General features: G+C 29.6%; 17 protein-coding genes and 1 pseudogene. 4 read left to right on the forward strand and 14 right to left on the reverse strand.

What is annotated here, in order from left to right; genetic code table 11:
- Positions 1-128: 128 nt before the first annotated feature.
- The 10 genes from ACTG48_RS17690 to ACTG48_RS17735 form a co-directional block, all read right to left on the reverse strand.
- Positions 129-1,238 (reverse strand): 4Fe-4S binding protein, encoded by a 1,110-nt coding sequence (locus ACTG48_RS17690; RefSeq protein ID WP_021385954.1) that lies wholly within the window; start codon positions 1,236-1,238, stop codon positions 129-131.
- A gap of 123 nt (positions 1,239-1,361) precedes the next feature.
- Positions 1,362-2,714: a nucleobase:cation symporter-2 family protein gene (locus ACTG48_RS17695; protein WP_479917556.1), complete on the reverse strand. Its 1,353-nt coding sequence runs from the start codon at positions 2,712-2,714 to the stop codon at positions 1,362-1,364.
- Between the two features lie 105 nt (positions 2,715-2,819).
- Positions 2,820-4,148, reverse strand: coding sequence for a putative aminohydrolase SsnA (gene ssnA / locus ACTG48_RS17700; protein ID WP_021386013.1), 1,329 nt, complete (start codon positions 4,146-4,148; stop codon positions 2,820-2,822).
- A 27-nt stretch (positions 4,149-4,175) separates the two neighbouring features.
- The gene (locus tag ACTG48_RS17705; protein ID WP_479917557.1) at positions 4,176-5,759 is read right to left on the reverse strand and encodes an N-acyl-D-amino-acid deacylase family protein; all 1,584 of its coding nucleotides are present in this window, start codon (positions 5,757-5,759) and stop codon (positions 4,176-4,178) included.
- A 15-nt stretch (positions 5,760-5,774) separates the two neighbouring features.
- Positions 5,775-6,962, reverse strand: coding sequence for a YgeY family selenium metabolism-linked hydrolase (locus tag ACTG48_RS17710; protein ID WP_479917558.1), 1,188 nt, complete (start codon positions 6,960-6,962; stop codon positions 5,775-5,777).
- A 195-nt stretch (positions 6,963-7,157) separates the two neighbouring features.
- Positions 7,158-8,372 (reverse strand): diaminopropionate ammonia-lyase, encoded by a 1,215-nt coding sequence (gene dpaL / locus ACTG48_RS17715; protein WP_479917559.1) that lies wholly within the window; start codon positions 8,370-8,372, stop codon positions 7,158-7,160.
- 761 nt (positions 8,373-9,133) lie between these two features.
- The gene (locus ACTG48_RS17720; protein ID WP_021386117.1) at positions 9,134-9,514 is read right to left on the reverse strand and encodes a DUF3139 domain-containing protein; all 381 of its coding nucleotides are present in this window, start codon (positions 9,512-9,514) and stop codon (positions 9,134-9,136) included.
- A 352-nt stretch (positions 9,515-9,866) separates the two neighbouring features.
- A complete protein-coding gene (locus tag ACTG48_RS17725) occupies positions 9,867-11,669 on the reverse strand; it encodes a sigma 54-interacting transcriptional regulator (RefSeq protein ID WP_479917560.1) in 1,803 nt (600 codons plus the stop codon).
- Between the two features lie 393 nt (positions 11,670-12,062).
- The gene (locus ACTG48_RS17730) at positions 12,063-12,440 is read right to left on the reverse strand and encodes a RidA family protein (RefSeq protein ID WP_003421988.1); all 378 of its coding nucleotides are present in this window, start codon (positions 12,438-12,440) and stop codon (positions 12,063-12,065) included.
- 383 nt (positions 12,441-12,823) lie between these two features.
- The gene (locus ACTG48_RS17735; RefSeq protein ID WP_021386123.1) at positions 12,824-12,967 is read right to left on the reverse strand and encodes a hypothetical protein; all 144 of its coding nucleotides are present in this window, start codon (positions 12,965-12,967) and stop codon (positions 12,824-12,826) included.
- Positions 12,968-13,312: 345 nt separating this feature from the next.
- Between ACTG48_RS17735 and ACTG48_RS17740 the strand changes: the two genes are divergently transcribed.
- The gene (locus ACTG48_RS17740) at positions 13,313-13,471 is read left to right on the forward strand and encodes a hypothetical protein (protein WP_479917561.1); all 159 of its coding nucleotides are present in this window, start codon (positions 13,313-13,315) and stop codon (positions 13,469-13,471) included.
- Between the two features lie 533 nt (positions 13,472-14,004).
- Here ACTG48_RS17740 and ACTG48_RS17745 read toward each other — a convergent pair.
- From ACTG48_RS17745 to ACTG48_RS17760, 4 genes and pseudogenes are all read right to left on the reverse strand, one after another.
- Positions 14,005-14,544, reverse strand: coding sequence for a flavodoxin family protein (locus ACTG48_RS17745; protein ID WP_479917562.1), 540 nt, complete (start codon positions 14,542-14,544; stop codon positions 14,005-14,007).
- A 16-nt stretch (positions 14,545-14,560) separates the two neighbouring features.
- A complete protein-coding gene (locus ACTG48_RS17750; protein ID WP_021386116.1) occupies positions 14,561-14,950 on the reverse strand; it encodes a MerR family transcriptional regulator in 390 nt (129 codons plus the stop codon).
- 230 nt (positions 14,951-15,180) lie between these two features.
- Positions 15,181-16,302 (reverse strand): aldo/keto reductase, encoded by a 1,122-nt coding sequence (locus ACTG48_RS17755; RefSeq protein ID WP_021386128.1) that lies wholly within the window; start codon positions 16,300-16,302, stop codon positions 15,181-15,183.
- A gap of 164 nt (positions 16,303-16,466) precedes the next feature.
- A pseudogene (locus tag ACTG48_RS17760) lies at positions 16,467-17,852 on the reverse strand (MATE family efflux transporter).
- 180 nt (positions 17,853-18,032) lie between these two features.
- Here ACTG48_RS17760 and ACTG48_RS17765 point away from each other — a divergent pair.
- The 3 genes from ACTG48_RS17765 (at position 18,033) to ACTG48_RS17775 (ending at position 21,382) form a co-directional block, all read left to right on the forward strand.
- The gene (locus ACTG48_RS17765) at positions 18,033-18,371 is read left to right on the forward strand and encodes a winged helix-turn-helix transcriptional regulator (protein WP_021386127.1); all 339 of its coding nucleotides are present in this window, start codon (positions 18,033-18,035) and stop codon (positions 18,369-18,371) included.
- 194 nt (positions 18,372-18,565) lie between these two features.
- Positions 18,566-20,227 carry a cell wall-binding repeat-containing protein gene (locus ACTG48_RS17770; protein ID WP_479917563.1) on the forward strand — a complete coding sequence of 554 codons (1,662 nt, stop codon included), beginning with the start codon at positions 18,566-18,568 and terminating at the stop codon, positions 20,225-20,227.
- A gap of 405 nt (positions 20,228-20,632) precedes the next feature.
- The gene (locus ACTG48_RS17775) at positions 20,633-21,382 is read left to right on the forward strand and encodes an ABC transporter ATP-binding protein (RefSeq protein ID WP_479917564.1); all 750 of its coding nucleotides are present in this window, start codon (positions 20,633-20,635) and stop codon (positions 21,380-21,382) included.
- The last annotated feature ends 9 nt before the right edge of the window (positions 21,383-21,391 follow it).

Consider the following 21,391-nt stretch of genomic DNA (forward strand, 5'->3'; position numbering starts at 1 on the left):
AAACTGTACTAGAATAGTTTTGTATATTGCTTTATATTAGATTATTGCTATAGCTAGTCTATTAATCTCATATATTTATCATCTCAGTACATATTACTCTAAGTTAATTATTAAATTTTTATACAATATTATTCATTTACAGCTTCTACTTGATTGTAGCAGATGCTTAAAGCTCCTTTTGGACATCTAGTTACACATAGTCCACATCCAAAACACTTGTCTGCATCTATATTTAATTTATCTGTAACTTCTAATGCTTCGTATACACAGCTTGTTACACATTGTTTACATTTGATACACTTGTTATCATCTACAACTGGAGCTACTGAATGAGTTCTAAATCCTCTAGCTGCCATTTTTTTATGAGTTAATCCTTTTATTTCATTAACATCAGAATATCCATTCTCATCTAAAAATTCATTTAATTCTTTAGCAATTTTTCCATAGATAGAAGGTCCTTTAAGGATTGCTTCTGTACATACTTGAACAGCACTTGCTCCAGCCATCATCATTTCAGCTACATCTTTTCCACAAGTGATTCCACCAACACCTATTATTGGTATATTTACAACTTGAGAAGCTTCATATATGCATCTTATTGCTAAAGGTCTTATTGGTGCACCTGATAACCATCCATATCCAGCTTTACTTCCCATTATAGGGTATCCTGTATTTACATCTATAGCCATACATGGTCCAAATGAGTTTATCATTACAAGTCCATCTGCTCCTGCTTCTTCAACAGCTTTTGCAATAGTTTGAATATCAGTATGAGGACTCATTTTCATAAATACTGGTACGTCTAAAACAGCTTTTGCAGCTTTTAAAGCATTTACTATTGGAGCAACATCTGTACCTACATAATGAGTAGATAATTCAACTGCATCAGCATAAGGTTTTACTAAAGGAGCAACTTCAGCTATTTGCTCTGCTGAATATCCCATACTTACTATTACTGGAAGACCTGTTTCTTTTACTTTTTTGTATTCTTCTTCTATCCATTGCTCTTTTGGAAGCTCTGACCATAATTCTGTATTTAAGAAACCACTATTAGTTTTTGCCATACATGGTCTTGGTACATCTGCTGGTAATACAGATATAGTTTTTGTACATATAGCTCCTGCTCCACCTTTTGCTGCCTCTTGACAGAGAGCACCATCTTTTGCTCCAGGACCTGCTGCCGTCATAATTGGGTTTAAGAATTCCATTCCATATAAATTAACTTTTAAATTAGCCATATTATTATCTCTCCCTTAATTAAATATTTTTAATATTTAGCTTATATTCTTTTATTTGTATTTGTTATTTATCTTCTTTTTATTTTATTTGTATTTGTTGTTTATCTTCCTTTTATCTTATTTCTATTTTGCTTCTTCAACTTTATTATTCTTTTCTTTTTTAGAACCTAATTCATTGAAGAATATATTTAAAAGTACTGCTGATAAACTACCTGTTGTTATTCCACTATGGAATATTGTTTGTACCCAAGTTGGGAAATTATTATAGAAAGCAGGATTTGTTAGTGGTATCATAGATAAGCCAACACTAACTGCTACTATAACTCCATTTTTAGTTCCATCAAACTTTACTTTACTTAGAGTTTTTACGCCTCCAACCATTACCATTCCAAACATTGCAAACCCTACTCCTCCAAGAACAGGCTTAGGTATTGCTCCTATTATTGCTGCAAATTTTGGTAGGAAACCAAGTACTAGCAATATAACCCCTGCATAAACTGCTATAAATCTTGATTTTATACCTGTAAGACCTACTATTCCTGTATTTTGACCAAATGGAGTTATTGGGAATGAGTTGAATATTCCAGATAAAGCTGTAGATATTCCATCTCCAAATAGACCTCTTTTGATATTTTTACCTGTTACTTCTTTGTCTACCATTTCATGAATAGCTATCATATTACCAACTGATTCTGTCATAAGTACTAACATAATTAAACACAATGATAGTATTGCAGATGGTTCAAATCTAGGCATTCCAAATTTTAAAGGTACATTTAAGTTAAGCCACCCAACTCCATTTACCGCACTAAAATCTGCCATTCCAACTGCCATGGAAAGTAGTGTACCAAGTACTATACCTACCAATATAGCTGTACTATTCCAAATTCCTTTTAAGAATTTAAATGAAAGTAAAGTTATTGCCAATACTGCCAAAGCCAATGCTAATGAGTTTGGTTCAACCGCTTCCAATTTGTTGTCAGTTATCCACTTTATCCCAACTGGAAATAGTGAAATACCTATTACAATAACAACTGTTCCAGTAACTACACTAGGGAAAAATCTTATTAATTTTTCAAACACTGGAGCAAGTAATATACAAAACAATCCAGCTACTATTACAGAACCAAATACTGTCTGTATTGCAACCTGAGAATCACTATATGATGAGGCTATTGCTGTCATACCTGCCACAGCGGCAAAACTAGTTCCTTCTATTACTGGTATTTTAGCACCTACAATATTTCCTATACCAACACTTTGTATGAGTGTTCCTATCCCTGCCATAAATAAACAAGCATTTATTAAAAAAACAATACTAGCATGATCTAGTCGTGCAGCACTTCCTATCATCATAGGAACCGCTACTGCTCCTGCACACATTGCCAAAACGTGCTGTAATGAAAATACCCAAGATTTGGATACGGGTAACCTTTCATCTACTGGAGCTATTTTAGGGCTTTTATCTTGAGACATTTTGGGTCTCCCTTCTTTATTTAATTTAATATTCTATTCCGTATATTTTATATATATATACTTCATTTAAATTCCTATTTTTGTCTAAGTTCTATTTTACAACATTTAAATTCTATTCCATAGTTTTTGGCTTAATTCTCTACTTTTAGCTAGAATACTTTCTTCGTCTATATTTACTAACTTTCTGTCTTTCATAAGTACTTTTCCATTTATAATAGTCGTATCTACACTTCTTCCACTCATTCCAAAGATAGTGTGTCCCCCTATTGTGTTTTCTGTCAATGGAGTATGTGGTATATAATCAACTACTATTACATCTGCATAAGCACCTTTTCTAAGTACTCCTAAGTCATTTTTATAATAAGCCTTAGCTATTTTTCTATTGTTATCAAATAACATTGTTTGTGATTCTCCAAATCCAACTCTTGGGTCACTCAAGTGATGTTTATGAATTATATTAGCAACTTTTAATGATTCAAACATATCGCTAGTGTATCCATCAGTTCCTAGACCTACTGTAACATCTCTTTTTAATAACTCTATTGCTGGAGAGCATCCAACTGCATTTCCCATATTAGATTCTGGATTATGAACTACAAATGTATTTGTTTTGTTTAAAAGGCTAATTTCATCTGTACTTATATATATACAATGAACTGCTATAGTCTTTTCCTTTAATACCCCGAAATCATTAAATCTTTCTAAAACTCTCTTTCCATATTTGTCTAAATTGTACTGTAAATCGTCTAATCCTTCAGCAACATGTACATGGTAACCTGTATCAAGACCATCCATTTCTGAAGCACACTTATTTAATGTATCATCAGATAGTGTAAAGGCAGCATGAAGACCAAACATACCTTTTATCATGTCTGTATCATCTTTTTGAGCGTATTTTATAAAGTTTACGTTTTCATTGATACCTTGTTGGATTGTATCCCCACCATCTCTATCAGATACCTCATAACAAAGGCATGTTCTTATTCCTAAATCCTTTGCAACATCTGATATTGTAAATAAACTTCCTTCAATTGCATTTGGACTTGCATGATGGTCATAAACTGTTGTCACACCATTTTTTATACATTCTATATACGTTGCATATGCACTGTATTTAGTATCTTCTAGTGTAAGCTGTTTATCAAGTCTCCACCATAAATTGTTCAGTATCTCTAAAAAATTCTCAGAAGGTTTTCCTGGAACTGCCATTCCTCTAGCAAATGAGCTGTATATATGCATATGTGAATTTATTAGACCAGGCATGATTATCTTCTTGCCTGCATCTATAAATTCATGTACTGGATATTTAGCTTTCATTTCCTCTGTAGTACCTATATCTTCAATTAGATTATCGTTTATTACTACACATCCATCTTCCATATAGGGATTTAAAGAATCTTGGCTTATTAGCCTCCCATTCCCCACTAAAATCATAAATTTATTCCCCCTTAAAGCTAAGATTTAATTTTTAAGTACTTTCCCTGCTTTAATTTTATTGTATTTTCCTTCTTCAACAACACAATTTCCATTTATAATTACATAATCTATACCTGTAGGGTACTGCATAGAGTTGATAAAATCGTCACAACCAGTAACTGTATCCTTATCAAATATAACTATATCTGCAAAATATCCTTCTTTCAATTCGCCTCTATCTTTTATACTAAAGCTTGTAGCTGCCTTTTTAGTCATTTTATAAACAGCTTCTTCAATTGTTAATACGTTTAACTCTCTAACATATCTTCCTAGTATTTTAGGGAAAGAACCATAGGCTCTTGGATGTGGTTTACCTGCTAAAAGACCATCTGTACACACATTTTGCTCATCTCTTTTCATGAATCCTATTATGTGTTCTTCCAATCCATAGAAATCTACCATTCCAACTGCATTTTCTTCTTCTTTTAATAAATCAAACGTTGCATCTAATGGGTCTTTTCCTCTCATTTCTCCAATTTCTAGTAAGCTCTTACCAATTGTATCTTTATTTTTTTCTGTCTTTACACTTGTTACAAATATTTGGTCTATTCCTGCAAATTCTATAAAGTTATCCCAACCTTCTATTCCATTTGCTATATCTTTTTTCATTTTTGCTCTTTCGTTTTCATCACTTAATCTTTCGATTAACTTATCAGTTCCTCCAGAATGTGCCCAAGGAGGTAAAACTACTCCAAGCATTGTACTTCCTGCCGCATATGGATATTGGTCAAAAGATACTCGTATGCCTTCTTTTTCTGCTTTTTCTAAAAGCTCTATAACTTGAGGTATATACTTCCAATTTGATTTACCACAAACCTTAAAGTGTGAAAAATGGACTTTTACTCCTGATTGTTTTCCAATTTCTATGATTTCTTCCATTGATGTTAAAATTGTATCTGCTTCACTTCTTTGGTGAACTACAAATACTCCATCGTATTTTGCTACAATCTTACACATTTCTATAATTTCTTCTGTCAACGAATATGCACAAGGTATATATATAAGTCCAGTAGACAATCCTATAGCTCCTGCTTTTAATTCTCTCTCTGTGATTTCACACATCTTTTGAATTTCTTCTTTAGTGGCAGGTCTATCTTCAAGCCCCATCGCTTCCATTCTAACGTTTCCATGAGGTACTAAATAAGTTTCATTTAAACCTACCCCATTGTTATCCATCATTTTTAGATAATTCTCTGTTGTTTCATATTTCCAATCAATTTCATCACTTTCACCATCTAGGCCTGCTAAATTTTTTCTCCAAGAAGATATATGTTCTTGAGGTAGAGGGGCCATAGATATACCATCTTGGCCCAACACTTCTGTTGTAATTCCCTGTCTAATCTTTACCTCATTATATGGATTAACTAAAATAACTAGGTCTGAATGGCTATGAGTATCTATGAAACCTGGACATATAACTCTACCTTTTGCATCTATAACTTTGTCAGCTTCTTCATTTAAATCCTGTGATATTTTTAATATCTTCTCATCTTCTATTAAAATATCTCCTTCATATGCTGGTGTTTTACTTCCATCTACTATAAGCCCATGTTTTATTAAAGTTCTCACAAAACCATCTCCTAATTATTTTTTGTAAACTGATTTTAATATACCATAATATCCTTCTGCACCTTTGAATAATTGGTCTAATTCTATATACTCATCTATTGTGTGAGCAAGATTTTCTTTAGAAGGACCAAATCCTATTGTTCTTATTCCAGCCTCACCTGCATAATGGCTTCCATTTGTACAGAATGAGTATTGAGTTATTTCTGAATCTATTCCAGCTTCTTTTAATCCTTTATATGCTGCTTGAACAAATTCATCCTCTTCGTCATATAACCAGCCTGGGAAGAATCTTTCACTTTCTATAGTATTTCCTGTATAACAATCAGCTTTTTCAGCTGCATAAGAAACTTTTGCATTTAATTCTGCATCTTCTTTCATCATTTCATCTAATAATGCTTGTATTGGAGCTAATACTCCTTCTCTTGTTTCGCCAACTAATAATCTTCTGTCAAAAGTTGCTTTACAGTAATCTGGCACTACTGAAGCCCCTGGATATGGAGAAGATTTTATATCTGTTAAAACTAGTATTCCATCACCTAAAACTGGATGAGTTGGAGGTACTAATTGTTGTATCTTTTGGATTACATTAGCCATTTTATAAACTGCATTTACACCTTTTTCTGGATTAGCAGAGTGAGCTGGTTTACCAAAAGTCTCTACTACTATTTCTCCTCTACCTCTTTGACCAATCTTTAAGTTTAATTCTGAAGATTCACCTATTACAACATAATCAGGCTCAACAGCCTTACTTATTTCTCTAGCTGAAACTCCTTCAAATATTTCTTCATGAACAACTCCTGCTACATATAATTCACCTTCAAAATCTTTGTTAGTATCTTCTGCAAAATATGAAACAGCTGCCATCATAGCACTTACTTGCCCTTTCATATCAGAAGTTCCTCTACCATATATTTTTCCATCTACTATTCTCGCTTCAAAAGGAGGAACGCTCCATTTACTTGCATCTGGAACTGGAACTGTATCTATATGTCCATCAAATAATATTTTCTTACCTGGTTTGTTTCCTTTTATACATCCTACTATATTTCCATATCTATCTCTTGACCAGCTATCAAAACCTAGTAAAGCAAAGTTTTCTTCTATTGCTTTTACTACATTTTCTTCCTGACCTGAATAACTAGCATTTCTTATTAAATCTTGGCATACTTCAGTTAATTGTTTTTTTCTTGTTTCATTTAACATTTTGATATTCCCCCATATAATTTTTAATTTGTTGGTGTTTCACTTTGACATTTTACTTTTTTAATTTATTCATACTCTACTTAATTTATTGATTTTTGACTTCTTTACATTTTATTTATTAATCTTTTATTTAGACTTTATTTTAATTTTAGTTAGCTCTTATTTTGATTTTATTTAGTTCTTATTTTAAGTCTTTTATTTACTTTGGCACTCACCATTCCAAACTATATCTTTATACTTATCAGGGTCAGTGTCTCCTTCTGTACTTATTAATAATACTTTAGAATTCTCATCTAATTTTAAAGCTGCTCTTAAGTCTTTTAAATCTTCACTTTCAAGAATTGAAACTAATGCTCCAGTTGTAACTGCTCCAGATTCTCCAGAGATTACTTTTTCATCTCCTCTTAGAGGATTTCCTAGTATTCTCATACCTTTAGCAGAAACCCAGTCTGGTGCTGAAACGAATGCTGATGAATAATTTTTTAACACTTCAAACCCTATAGTATTTGGCTCTCCACAAGCAAGACCAGCCATTATAGTTGGCATATCTCCTCCAACAAATCTTGGCTTTCCATCTCCTGCTTCTGCTGATTTATAGTAACAATCAGCTTCATCAGCTTCTACTACTACTGTTATTGGGCATTCATCGTATATTGAAGCAACATATCCTTGAACTGCTCCAGCAAGTGAACCAACTCCTGCTTGCACAAATACGTGTGTTGGTCTATCTACTCCATATTCTTTTAATTGCTCTATAGCTTCTTTAGCCATAGTTCCATATCCTTGCATTATCCATGCTGGTATTTCTTCATATCCGTCCCATGCTGTATCTTGAACCATTACTCCATGGTCATCAGCTTCTGCATAATCATTAGCTAATCTTACTGCATCATCGTAGTTTAAGTCTGTTATACTAGCATCTGCTCCTTCTCCTTTGATTTTGTTTAATCTAAATTCAGAAGAACCTTTTGGCATTAATACAACAGATTTTTGACCTAATTTATTAGCTGTCCAAGCAACTCCTCTACCATGGTTTCCATCTGTAGCTGTAAAGAAAGTTATTTCTCCTAACTTTTCTTTTATTTCTTTTGAAGTTAATTTGTCATATCCTAACTCAGATATATCTGTATCTAATCTTTGAGCTAAATATCTACCCATAGAGTAAGAACCACCTAAAACTTTAAATGCATTTAATCCGAATCTATAAGATTCATCTTTAACATATATTCCGCTTACTCCTAGTGATTTTGCTAAGTTATCTAATTTAACTAAAGGAGTTTTTTCATATTGTGGAAAGCTCTCATGGAAAGCTTTAGCCTTTGCAATCTCTTCATCTTTTAAAAATTCAATACCTTTTTCTTTTTCCTCAGATTTAGGTAGATTATTTAATTTCCATTTTATTTCTCTCATTTATTTTATATTCCCCTTTCAAATTTTTCGGTGTCATTTTAATTTTTTATCTTTGTGTCTTAATAGTAAAGCAATTACTATGCCAATATTATTTATTCTAAAAATATTTTTTTTATGTTGGAATTACATACTTTTATAAAATTTCTTTAAATTTTATAAATTATGAATGTGAAAAATAAGATTTATAAAAGAAAAAATTCTCATATTGGGAAATTTTTATCAATACGAGAATTATCAATTCGAGAAACCGTTTCTTTGTTTTAATTTTTCCTTTATTATGCTCTTATTCTTTATATGTCTATTATTTTGTCAGATATATTACTGCCTTTATTTTCTATAACTTCTATTTCACTTTAACTTTTATTTCACTTTGTCACTGAACATAATGCCTTCATTTGCGAGTTTAAATTTACCTGATTACTTTGAAGAACTGAAACAGTGTTTAAATATCCTTTTTCCTTTAAGACTAGTTCCACTAAATACTTTTTTTATATAGTCAAATTACCATTTTAGCTATATTTTAACATATAGTCAATTTTTTAAAAATATATAACATTACTTATTTGTATATTTACATTAAAATACATAATATCAATTATAAAAAATCCGTTTTATACCTCAATTAGCTTAATTATAATACACAAATAATAAAATAATGTGTTATTTGTAGTAAAGGTAGACAATTCAGAGTTAATACCAACAAATTAATGTAAAAATAAAAAAAGAGTCTATTTTCATAAGACTCCTTTTTCTTTTATAGCTTATTTATCCAAGTAGATTGGCGGATATTTTAAATTTCTAAGTTCCTTATCAGCCTTTAATTCATGACCATCATTTAAGTCATATATTTGTAATAAAACCTTGTTTACGTATAAAGCATGATAATCATCACTATAAAAGTATTGATATTCATATTGAGGGTCATTTTTATAAGATACCTTATAAAGGATACCCTTGTAACTTGCTTTTTTTGCTTTTTCTTTTATGATTTTACTTATATCATCTTTTGAAACTCGCTGCTCTACCATGTATTTATTAATACGTTTTTCAGCTTCATTCCAGGGTTTAAAGGATTTATCATATACAAAAAATCCTGTAAATCCTATAATTAATACTAGTAAAATAACTCCATATTTTTTCATATAAACCTCCTTATTTCAATAAAAATTACCATATAAATTCATTACAGTAAACTTTGAATAGAAGATGAATGTACTTTCTTCTTCCATATATTTTTACTTATCAAGTATTTATTAATTATTTACCATACTACATTCGTCTGTAACTAATCCTTCTCATAAGTATCCAAAAATTTATAAATTCTTATGACACTAAAAAATAAGGACGTTATCTTCTGTTAATAAAAAGATAACATCCTTATTTTTTAGTATCAATATATATGACCCAACTAGTAGTTCAATCGACCCAACTGTCATTATTTTAGTCCAATTGTATATATGTCTAGTCTAAAGTTTTCTTACTTCGTATTTTAAGTTATTGCTGTTCCTCTTCTAATTTTCTATATAATGTAGCCAAACCGATACCTAAGTCTTTCGCTATTTTTTTCTTTGTCTTTGTATCTCTTCCATACTTATTCAACAACTTACTTATATAAGTCAACTCTAATTCTTTGATTGAAAGTATCCTTTCTTGATTTTCTACTATACCTTCAACTATATCATCTTCAAAGGTTCCATTTGTACTCTTACATGCATTTCCATTAATATTATAATAGTTCAAAATATCTAATGGAAGCATATCTTTGTATATTATTCCATCATCTCCAACTAAATTCATCATATACTCAACTGCATTTTCCAGTTCCCTTATATTTCCCGGCCAATTATAGTTAATCAACATATTCATCACATTTTTTTCTATTTTATTCAATTGAATACCTAATTCTAAAGAATATTTAGAAGCAAATTTCATCATTATTGCTTCAATATCATCTTTTCTTTCCCTAAGAGGTGGCAAATTTATAGGAATTACATTTAATCTATAATATAAATCATCCCTAAACTTACCTTCATTTACTAATTTCAGTAAATTCTTATTTGTAGCGGCAATTACTCTTATATCTAAATCAATAAGTTTATTTGAGCCAATTCTTGCAAATTTTCTCTCTTGTAAGACTCTAAGTAGCTTTGCTTGTAGAGGCATCGACAAATCTCCCATTTCATCAAGAAATATCACACCTTCATTTGCAAGTTCAAATTTTCCTACCTTACCGCCACTACTAGCTCCACTAAATGCACCCTTTATATATCCAAATAGCTCACTTTCAAGAAGATTTTCTGGAATAGCAGCACAGTTTATAGCAATAAATGGCTTATTCCACCTACTACCCTCTGCATGTATAGCTCTAGCAATTAGCTCTTTACCTGTACCACTTTCACCAGTTATAAGGACAGTTGAATTTGATTTTGCTAATTTCTTGGTTCTCTCTTTAACTTTCACCATCGCTTCTGAATTTCCAATTATAGACTCTATATCACTATTTCCCCATCCACTATTAACTTTTCCATGTCCTTTGTGGTTGATATATGTCTTGTCAAATATTATTATTTTGTCGTATTGATTTATATATGGATATACGGGAATTATTTTGGCATTTATATTATAAATCTTGCTATCAATATCAATTTCTAGTAATTCATGTCCATTTGAGGAGGATTCAACAGATACTATATTTACTATATTTTCTATTATATCTTTCTCAATGTCTAATTTTTTTAGAGCTATATTGTTTATGTATGATATTTTGCTATTTATATCTAGAATAATAACGCCTTTTTCAACATTTTCAATTATTTCTATCATCATATTCATTTTTCTGCTACTATTTTTTGACGCTTCATGTTCTTCTATCTTCATAGAAATTAAATCGCATATATGATTGACAAATTTTAGATAATTATCTATTTTTGCACTTATTTCTACTTTTTTAGTTTTATCTGTACTAATAGCTCCAATTACCCCTATAGTACGATTATTATATTTTATTGGGACTGCTATTATTACTTTATTTAGGCATTTCATGTAATGGGAACATTCTATACAAAGCTGATTATCACATATATCCAATACGACTAATTCCTGACCTGTCTGTATAACTTTATCATAGATAAATCCTTCAGTAACAACGCTTTCATTTATCTTTGATTTATATAGACCTGTGCCACTAATCCTTATTAATCTATCATCAACTATTTCAATATCTACATCTAACACACTAGCTACTGTTTCAGTGTATTTTATCATTTCTTGTTGAAATTCTTTTAATTTACTTAACATAGTTTCCCCCATTATAATTTAATTTACCAAATTATCAGTTTAGCTATATTTTAACATATAGTCAATCTTTAAAATATATATAAAACATTACTTATTTATATATTTGGATTAAAATACATAATATTAATTATAAAAAAATTGTTTTATATTGTGATTACATTAATTATAATATAGAAATAATAAAATGAATCATAATACAATAATAAAATACAAAAAAGCCTTCCCCATATAACAAATATATTTTTGGCACAAAAATATACATTATATGAGAAAAGCTCAATAGTTAAATATTTAGATAGATTTTTATATAGACTTTTTTAATATAAACTTTTTTAATTGTAGACTTTTTTTATTAGTTTTTAATTTTCATTAGTTTTGTTATTGGTTTTATTGTTATAATACTGCCATTGCTTCAATTTCTAAAACTGCATCTTTTGGTAATTGAGCAACTTGTACACATGATCTTGCTGGTGGGTTTTCTTTAAAATATGTAGCATACACTTCATTAATATCATTAAAATCTTTTAAATCTTTTACGAATACTGTAGTCTTAAATATTTTATCCATACTTGTACCAGCTTGTTCTAATATTGCTTTTACATTATCTAAAGAAGCTTTTGTTGCTTCTTTTGGGTCAGATACTAACTCACCAGTTTTCATATCTATTGGAAGTTGACCTGATGTAGAAACTATATTTCCAACTTGTATCGCTTGAGAATATGGTCCAATTGCTCCTGGAGCTTTCTCTGTAGCTATTACTACTTTTGACATAATTTCACCTCCTATTATTAGGTTATATTTACAGGAAAATAAAATTTCCTAAACACCAATATCAATATGAACCTTTAGATTAAATTTCAAATCTAAAACTTCAAATAATCAATACTTAGATGATTATATTTATTTGTGTCCATGTTAACTTTTATTAAAGCAATTAACATGCCAAATTTTACCTATATATAAAATTTTGTGAAGTCATTCAAACCAGCCACATCTAAATATTTTTATAAAAAAACGCTTCAAAATTATTTTTCGTAATGTCAAATTTTTTCTCATATCTAGAAATTTACCAACTTGAGAATTCTTGTTTTGAGAATTTATATGTTAAAACCAGTTTTTTAATCCTAAATTATCAAGTTATTATGTATGAATTATCAAGTTATTATGTATGAAAGAACTATAGTTGACAATCCAACCACTATAAATAGTAAAACCTTTACCCAAACCTTATTTACTCTAGTTATCATAGAACCTATTGAAAATATAATAGCTAAATATAATAGTAACCAAAAAATCATCAATACCCATCACCATTGCTGAGAACTCACAAATCCCTCTTTTAATAACCTTACTTCATAATATTATTCTTCTCATAATAAATTTATAATCTATCAGTAAATTATTATGTTGATTACCTCTCAGCAACTTTCTCCTTTCATATTTTTTAAATCTTTTATAGAATTGTATCATGTCTAAGTGAATTTTCATACTATTAAGTCTTTTTTATAATAAAGCATTAGCTCTTATTCTATGTCTAATAATGTAAGATTGTAGTTATTTTATTGATTTTAATAAATTTATTTAATATACTAATATTAATTATTTTTATGTGAAATTATTATTTATTAGGGGGATTTTTTAATATGGGTAAAAGTGAATTAACAGCAGAAACAACAGAGGAAATGTTAAAGGTATTAAGTGGTAAAGATTATAATGTTGCTTGTGATTTACATGAACTTGGTAAATCATTAGATTGCAAAATTGAGCCAAAGACAGGTGCTCGTTCTTACAAGATAGTATAATATTCCACTAAGAAACCAAAGCGTAGCCTATTTACTATAGAATGTAACGAAAAAAAATGGAGAGTTAAAGCAAATCTTTTTCATCTAAATACATATAAAAATGTTGTAGAAGAATGTTCTAAAACTATTAAGGAAAGTATCACTAAAACTCGTACTTGTAAAAAATGTAATCCAAAGTGTATTGGTGGTTCTTCATTTGAATTAGATGGAAAGTCTTACTTGACTTGTATAGGAAGCGGTCATTATTTTGCAAATATGGAAGAAACTGATTGGAAAAGCTTAGAAAAATTAATTGCTAAAGAAAATAATATCATGCAAGAATCTTTATAATTTTTTATGATAATTATTAAAATATATGGGTGATACTAAATATTTAGATAATTATCATAAAATAAATGGAGTGTCTCAAAATGAACTTTTTAGTTCATGAGGCACTCTTTTTTGTATGAACTCAAATATATTTTCATAATTTCAACAATAAAAAAGAAGCTTATCTCTATTTTGAGACAGCTCCTTTATTATATACAAACATACTATGCCAACTTGCCCATTTCATATGCCTGTTTCATTGACTCACTTCCCTTAATATCACCTATGTGCCAAGCTCCTACACCATATACTATACCTTTTTCCTTAGCACCATTTAAACATGATGTAAACCCTCTAAATCCTTCTATTGTTCTTTCCATATCATCCACATTATTGTCTGCTGCTGCAACAATAAAATAGAAATCTTTATCACAAATTTCAGTATATCTAGAGCAGGTTCTATCAATCATAGTTTTCATTTGTCCATTCATAGTATAAAAATAAACTGGAGTTGCCAAAACAATCACGTCTGCTTCAATCATTTTTTCAAGAATTTCTCCCATATCATCCTTCTGTGGACAACTTGCTCCTTTTTCATAACAAGCACCACATCCAGTACAGTAGTTAACATCTTTATCTTTTAGAAATATCTTCTCTACTTTATTTTTTGATTCTAATGCCCCTTGCATAAATTGGTCACACAATAAATCAGAATTTCCACCTTTTCTAGGGCTTGCGGATACTATTAATACATTTTTACTCATAATATACTTCCTCCTCTTATTTATTTATACTGCTTTCTAATGTCTTTTCTTTTTCAGCAAGACCTTCTTCATATCTATCAATCTTAAAATTTAATCGCTCCAAAGTTTTTTGCATTTCTTCCATTCTTTTAGCCAACTGATTTCTCTGCTCTATTAAAAGTTCTTTTCTCGCTTTAATAGTACTATTTCCCTGTTGAAACATAGCCACATATTCAATCAATGTCTCAATAGAAAGTCCTGCACTTCTCATACATTTTATAAAATTAACCCACTCGCAATCTTTTTCTGTAAAGGACCTAATCCCACTTTTATTTCTACCTACAGGTGGTATCAGACCAATTCTTTCATAATATCGTAAAGTATCTGCTGAAAGCTCGTATTTTTTGCTAACTTCTGAAATCGTCATACATACATACCTCTCTCTTGATATTGTATAGATTAAAATATCATTAGATAATTCAAATAATATCCTATAGAAATTTCTTATTCTGTTTAGCCATAGTTAGTAACTTCTGAACCTCCCATGACTAAAATCACAAGTGTACGTAGCTATTTTTTAATCAAAACTACTTACTCTATTTATCTACATGTAATTATTTTTTAAAATTATTTATCCTTCTTATTTATAGCTACTAATTATTTTTCAAAGATTTCTGCCACATCCTTTAAAGCATCTATAATTTTAATATGTTGTGGGCAACTTTCCTCACATTGTTTACATCCAATACAATCTGATGCTTTGCCATAAGTCTTAGTATAGTTATTATAGTAAACCATCTGTGTTGAAAATCCAGCATTAATAGCTTGTTTTTCTGAATTATACAATGCAAAATAGTTTGGAATAGCAATATTTTTTGGACATCCTTCTACACAATACTGACATGCAGTACATGGAACTGCAATTGATTCATTGATAATTTCTACAGCTTCGTCTATAACATCATATTCTTCTTTTATAAATGGTTTAAAATTTTGCATATATCCTGTATTGTCTAATAATTGTTCCATATTTGACATTCCACTTAAGACCATCATAACATTGTCTTTACTTGCTGCAAAACGGATTGCCCAAGATGGTATTGACATATCTGGATTATAATCATTGAATAACTTCTCTGCCTTTTCTGGTACCTTTGCAAGTGTGCCTCCTTTTACTGGCTCCATAACAATCACAGGCTTATTGTGCTTTTCTGCTATCTCATAACATTTTCTAGACTGTATACTTTCATTGTCCCAGTCTATATAGTTAATCTGTAATTGAATAAAGTCTACTTCTGGATGCTCAGTCAAGACTTTATCTAATAATTCTGCACTATCATGAAAAGAAAAACCAATATTCTTTATTTTCCCTTCTTTTTTCTTTTCTTCAATAAACTTAAAACTATCAAATTTTTTGGCTACCTCATAATGTGATACACCTATATTGTGTAAAAGGTAATAATCAAAATAATCTACACCACACTTTTCTAACTGCTCATTAAAAATAGTCTCTTGTTCTTCTTTTTTCTTTAAAACCATTAATGGCAGTTTGGTAGCTACAGTAAAACTATCTCTTTTATGTCTCTTTACTAAAGATTCTCTCAGTGCTATCTCACTTTTTCCCATATGGTATACATAAGCTGTATCAAAATATGTAAATCCTCTCTCCAAAAAAGTATCAATCATTTTATTTAAATATTCCATATCAATAGTTGTAACATCATTCTCATCTTTTATTGGTAAACGCATTAATCCAAAACCTAATTTTTTTGCCTCCATTGTTTTACTTCCCCCTTTAAATCTTATTTAATTTATTTCTTTTTAACTTCTCTTTTAAATCTATACAAATCTTGTATAACTATACTTTACTACTTGGAGTTAACTTCAAGTCAATAGCTTTTTTTATTTTTAGTCCAAATATTATAAAAATATAGTTTTTAATATTAATCCAAAGCATGTTCTTTCCACTTTCCACTTTTCCAACGCCACAAAAAACAGATACTTCGGAAAATCCAATCCATAAGCATTGCTATAAATACGCTCAAAACACCAATTCCTACCACATAAGCTAATAAGTAGCTACACCCAATACGAAAAATAATCATAGAGAAAATAGAAATAATCATAGGATACCTTACATCACCAGAAGCTCTAAATGAATTTGGCAATACAAAGGAAAGAGGCCAAACAGTTATCCAACCACTAATATGGATAATCATAATCTCAAAAGCTAAATAAAATGTGATATTGGATAGATTGTAAAGATTAAGAATAGGATTTAATAGAAGTAAAATTCCTAAATTAAGTATAGCCATATAAAACCAAGATAATCTAAGCAGATACTTTGTATATAAAGTGGCATGTTCGAATTCCTTAGCACCTACACATTGAGATACTACAATAGTGATTGCTAAACCTAATGCTTGACCTGGAATGGTAGCTACATTAATAAGGCTTCCTGTTACGGCATTTGCTGTAATTGCACTTGTTCCAAATACAGCAATTAAACTTGTAAGAATTATTCTTCCTATTTGAAAAATACTGTTTTCTAAACTGGCAGGAATACTGATTTTTAAGATATTTTTGATTGTATTTAAGTCAATATCCCAAAAAGAATATGAACAAATAGAAATTGTTAATTTCGGATTACGTAACATAAGTATGGTTGTTGTAGCTCCAACAACTCTTGCAGTTAGAGTGCCTATCCCAGCTCCTAATACACCCAATTGCAACCCGTATATTAGTAAAGCATTTATCCCTATATTGATTACATTCATAATAAGGGAATTAATCATAGCAGTTTTAGTATCTCCCATTGCTCTAAACAAAGCTACTGATGAACTATAAACAGCTATAAAAGGAAAGGAAACTGCTGTTATATAGAAGTATATTCTAGCGTTTCTCATGACATCGTGCTCTATAGTTCCAAAAAACAACGATAAAAGTCTGTGATTAAAAATCAAGCAAATTGTCATAAATAACACAGATATTCCAAAGCTGACAGTCAACAGCTATTTTCCAGCAAGATTACTCTTTTCTGAGTTTTTGCTACCTAGATATTGACCTGCTACTATAGCTCCTCCAGCAGCAAGAGCAGTTAATAGGTATATAAGCAAAGTATTGATGGTATCTACAAGAGAAACACCAGAAACTGCACTTTCTCCAACTGAAGATACCATTAACGTATCAAACATACCTATTGATAACATCAAAGTCTGCTCAATCATCAAAGGAATAACTATTTTTTTCAAACTTTGTTTAGAAAACATCCCCTTTTGAAAAACATCTATTTTCTGTAAGTCTTTACTTATTTTTTTTATTTTTGCCATAACACAACTCTCCCCTATCAATAAAATTCTTTCAGGGCTAATGATAGCATTGCATATTGAAATCGAAAAGTACTGTCTTTTTATGTTTATAGTATCAAATATGCTACTAAGTATCTCAAAATAAAGTGTGTTGAATTTAAAAATACTCTGCTTTATACTTAAATTCAAGGAGAGGTTTTTATGAAAAATAATTCATCAAAAGTTGAACGATGTGAAACGATAGTCAAGATACAAAAAATATTAGGAGGCAAATGGAAAATTGAAATTCTCTACTATATATCTTTAAAAACAATACGATTTGGAGAACTACAGCGACAGATTGGAAACATTACTCAATCTACATTAACAAAACAACTTAGAGAACTAGAATCAGATGGTTTTATTTCTAGACATATTTATGAAGAAATCCCACCTAAGGTAGAATATTCTCTAACAGATTTAGGAATAAGTTTTGTTCCTGTTTTAGAACATATGAAACAATGGGGAAAGACTCATTTATCAAATGATAAAAATGAATAGTGTATACCCCTTTTAAAAAGCATTTTCCTTTTTATATTTATGATACAATATTGAATATAAAAAGGAAAATTTTGTTTTTAAATAATCTTATCTGTTGATTTTATAGTATCAGATTTAATATCAGCTTACTTTTAAGATTATATTTTACTAAGTAACGCTAAATAATAAAATTTTAAAGATTGTGAGGTAAAAATATGAATAAGAAAAATTTAGCTATATTAGTATCGGGTATGATGTTTTTTTCTAGTTTTTCAGTAATCTTTGCAGATAATGCTACAAAACAAGAACGACTAATAGGTAAAACAAGATATGAAACAGCCGTAGAAGTAAGTAAATTGGGGTGGGTTCAATCAAAAACAGCTATTCTAGTTAATGGTAACTCTATTCAAAGTGCTCTTTGTGCAAATCCATTTGCTATACTAAAGAATGCACCTATTCTTTTAGTAAACAGTAATAGTATTGAGAGTTCGACTAAAGCTGAACTTAAAAGACTTGGTGTAGAAAATGTGTACATAGTAGATAGTGGAAATAGTATTTCTGCTAAAGTAGAAAATGAGCTAAAATCAATTAACATAAAAATAAATAAAGTCGCAGGAAATAATATATATGAAATGTCTACAAATGTACTTAAAGAAATAGATAAAATAAAAAAAGTAGAAAATGTTGCTGTTGTAAATGGATTAAATGGGTTATCTGATGCAGTTAGCATAGCTTCTCCAGCAGCAATACATAATATGCCTATAATACTAGTATCAGATGAAAACAGTAATGATAGTAGTGTAAATTTCTTAAACAATAGGTTTATAAAAAAATCTTACATAGTTGGAGGAAGTAAGGTTTTATCAGACAATACAGTAAAAAAATATCCAAACAGAGAAAGAATTAGCGGTTTGGATAGAAACAATACTAATGCAAAAATTATTGAGAAATTTTATAAAGACAAAAAAATAAATAATGTATTTGTAGCTAAAGATGGTATTAACCAAGAAAATGCACTAGTAGATTCATTATCAATAGGAGTACTAGCTGCTAAAGAAAATTCACCTATAATGATATCTAATGGTAGCCTCGTAAATAGTCAAAAGGAATTTATTAAAAATAAAGACATAGATGAAATAACACAAGTAGGAGGAGGATATAACCAAAAAGCGTTTGAAGATATTTTAAAACTAAAAAATGTCGACATAAGAAATAAAACTAAAAAAGTATCTTTAATACAGGCTAAAGAACTATTAAAACAAGCTCTTCCAGGAAGTAATATTTTAGTTTGTTACTATGATGAAGATGATAATAAATACGACTGCAAAGTTATAAAAGATAATGTCCTATATGAGATAGAAATTGATGCCTACTCTGGTAAAATAATAGAAATTGAAAAAGATGATGACTTAAATGATAGTAATTTAGGTACAAAAAATATATCATTGGACAAAGCTAAATCTATAGCACTAGATACTGTTCCTAATGGTAATTTAATCTATTGTAAATATGATGCTGAGGATAATGAATATGAAGCTAAAATAGTAAAAGACAATAAAACATATGAATTAGAGATAAATGCATTTGATGGAAGAATTGTAGATATTGACATGGACAATGATTCTGATGATGACTTTGATGATAATGATAATAATCACAATAATAACTCTAATACTAATGATAACAATTCTATTATTAGTGCTGAAAAAGCTAAATCAATAATGCTAAGTAAAGTTCCCGATGGAAAAATAGTAAAATTTGAATATGATAAAGATGATAAAGAATATGAAGGTGAACTAATAAAAGGAAATACTGAATATGAGATAACAATCAATGCAATTACTGGTGAAATATTGGAATTTGAAATAGACAATTAATAAAATATATACTTTATTAATTATCACAAAGCCATAAATACTGGATTATTCCGTATATATGGCTTTTTTTATTTTTGTTTTTTAAATGGTTTATCCTCTCACATCGCTATATCTATACACATGTCTTTTAACTCAAATCTAATAAAAAGTTTAGTAAGTACTATATATCCTTATGATAATCTACTCCTTCAATTCTTTGATAATAATTCCCTTTCATCTACAAAATACAGTAAAAAGATTAAATTAAAACCCAGTCTTTTCTCACAACATCTAGAAAAGAAAGGTTTTTAGATAATATTTTATAATATTATTAATTTGCCTAAAATTATTGCGTGATTTACTCATGAACGAACAATAAAGTTAATATATAATTTGACTGTATTAAGATGAAAGGAGATATATACTATGAATACCATATTAAAAGTAAATGACATAACTAAAATTTATACTAAAGGTCAACAACCGAGTTTAGATAATGTGTCCTTTAATGTATCAGAAGGAGAATTTATAGGAATAATGGGGGCTTCTGGTTCTGGAAAAACAACTCTTCTTAACGTATTATCTACAATTGATAAACCAACAAGTGGGGATGTTTTCATAAACAATGTAAACTTAAAATCACTTAATGATACTAGTTCTGCTGATTTTCGTAAAAATAATTTAGGCTTTATCTTTCAAGAATATTTTTTACTGGACAGTCTCACAATTTTTGAAAATATTTCAGTACCTCTTACTCTAAAAAAACTACCTCCAGATAAAATAGAAAATCTAGTAAGAAGTCTAGCCGAACGATTTGGCATAACTGCTCAATTAAACAAATATCCAAATGAATTATCTGGTGGTCAAAGACAGAGAGCTTCAGCAGTTAGAGCAATAGTTAAACAGCCTAGTATCCTGTTTGCAGACGAGCCAACAGGAGCTTTAGATTCCAATTCAGCTACCCAACTACTCTACTCACTACAAGAAGCAAATGAGGAATTGAATACAACAATTTTAATGGTGACTCATGATGCTTATGCAGCTAGTTTTGCAAATCGAATTTTGATTTTTAAAGATGGTTGTATTATTAAAGAACTACACAAACAACAAAACGATAGACATACATTTTACGAATTGATTATTAAAGAAATTACAAAATTGGATACTAAAAGATAGGAGGATAAT

This window comes from Clostridioides sp. LIBA-6822 (genome assembly GCF_056688955.1).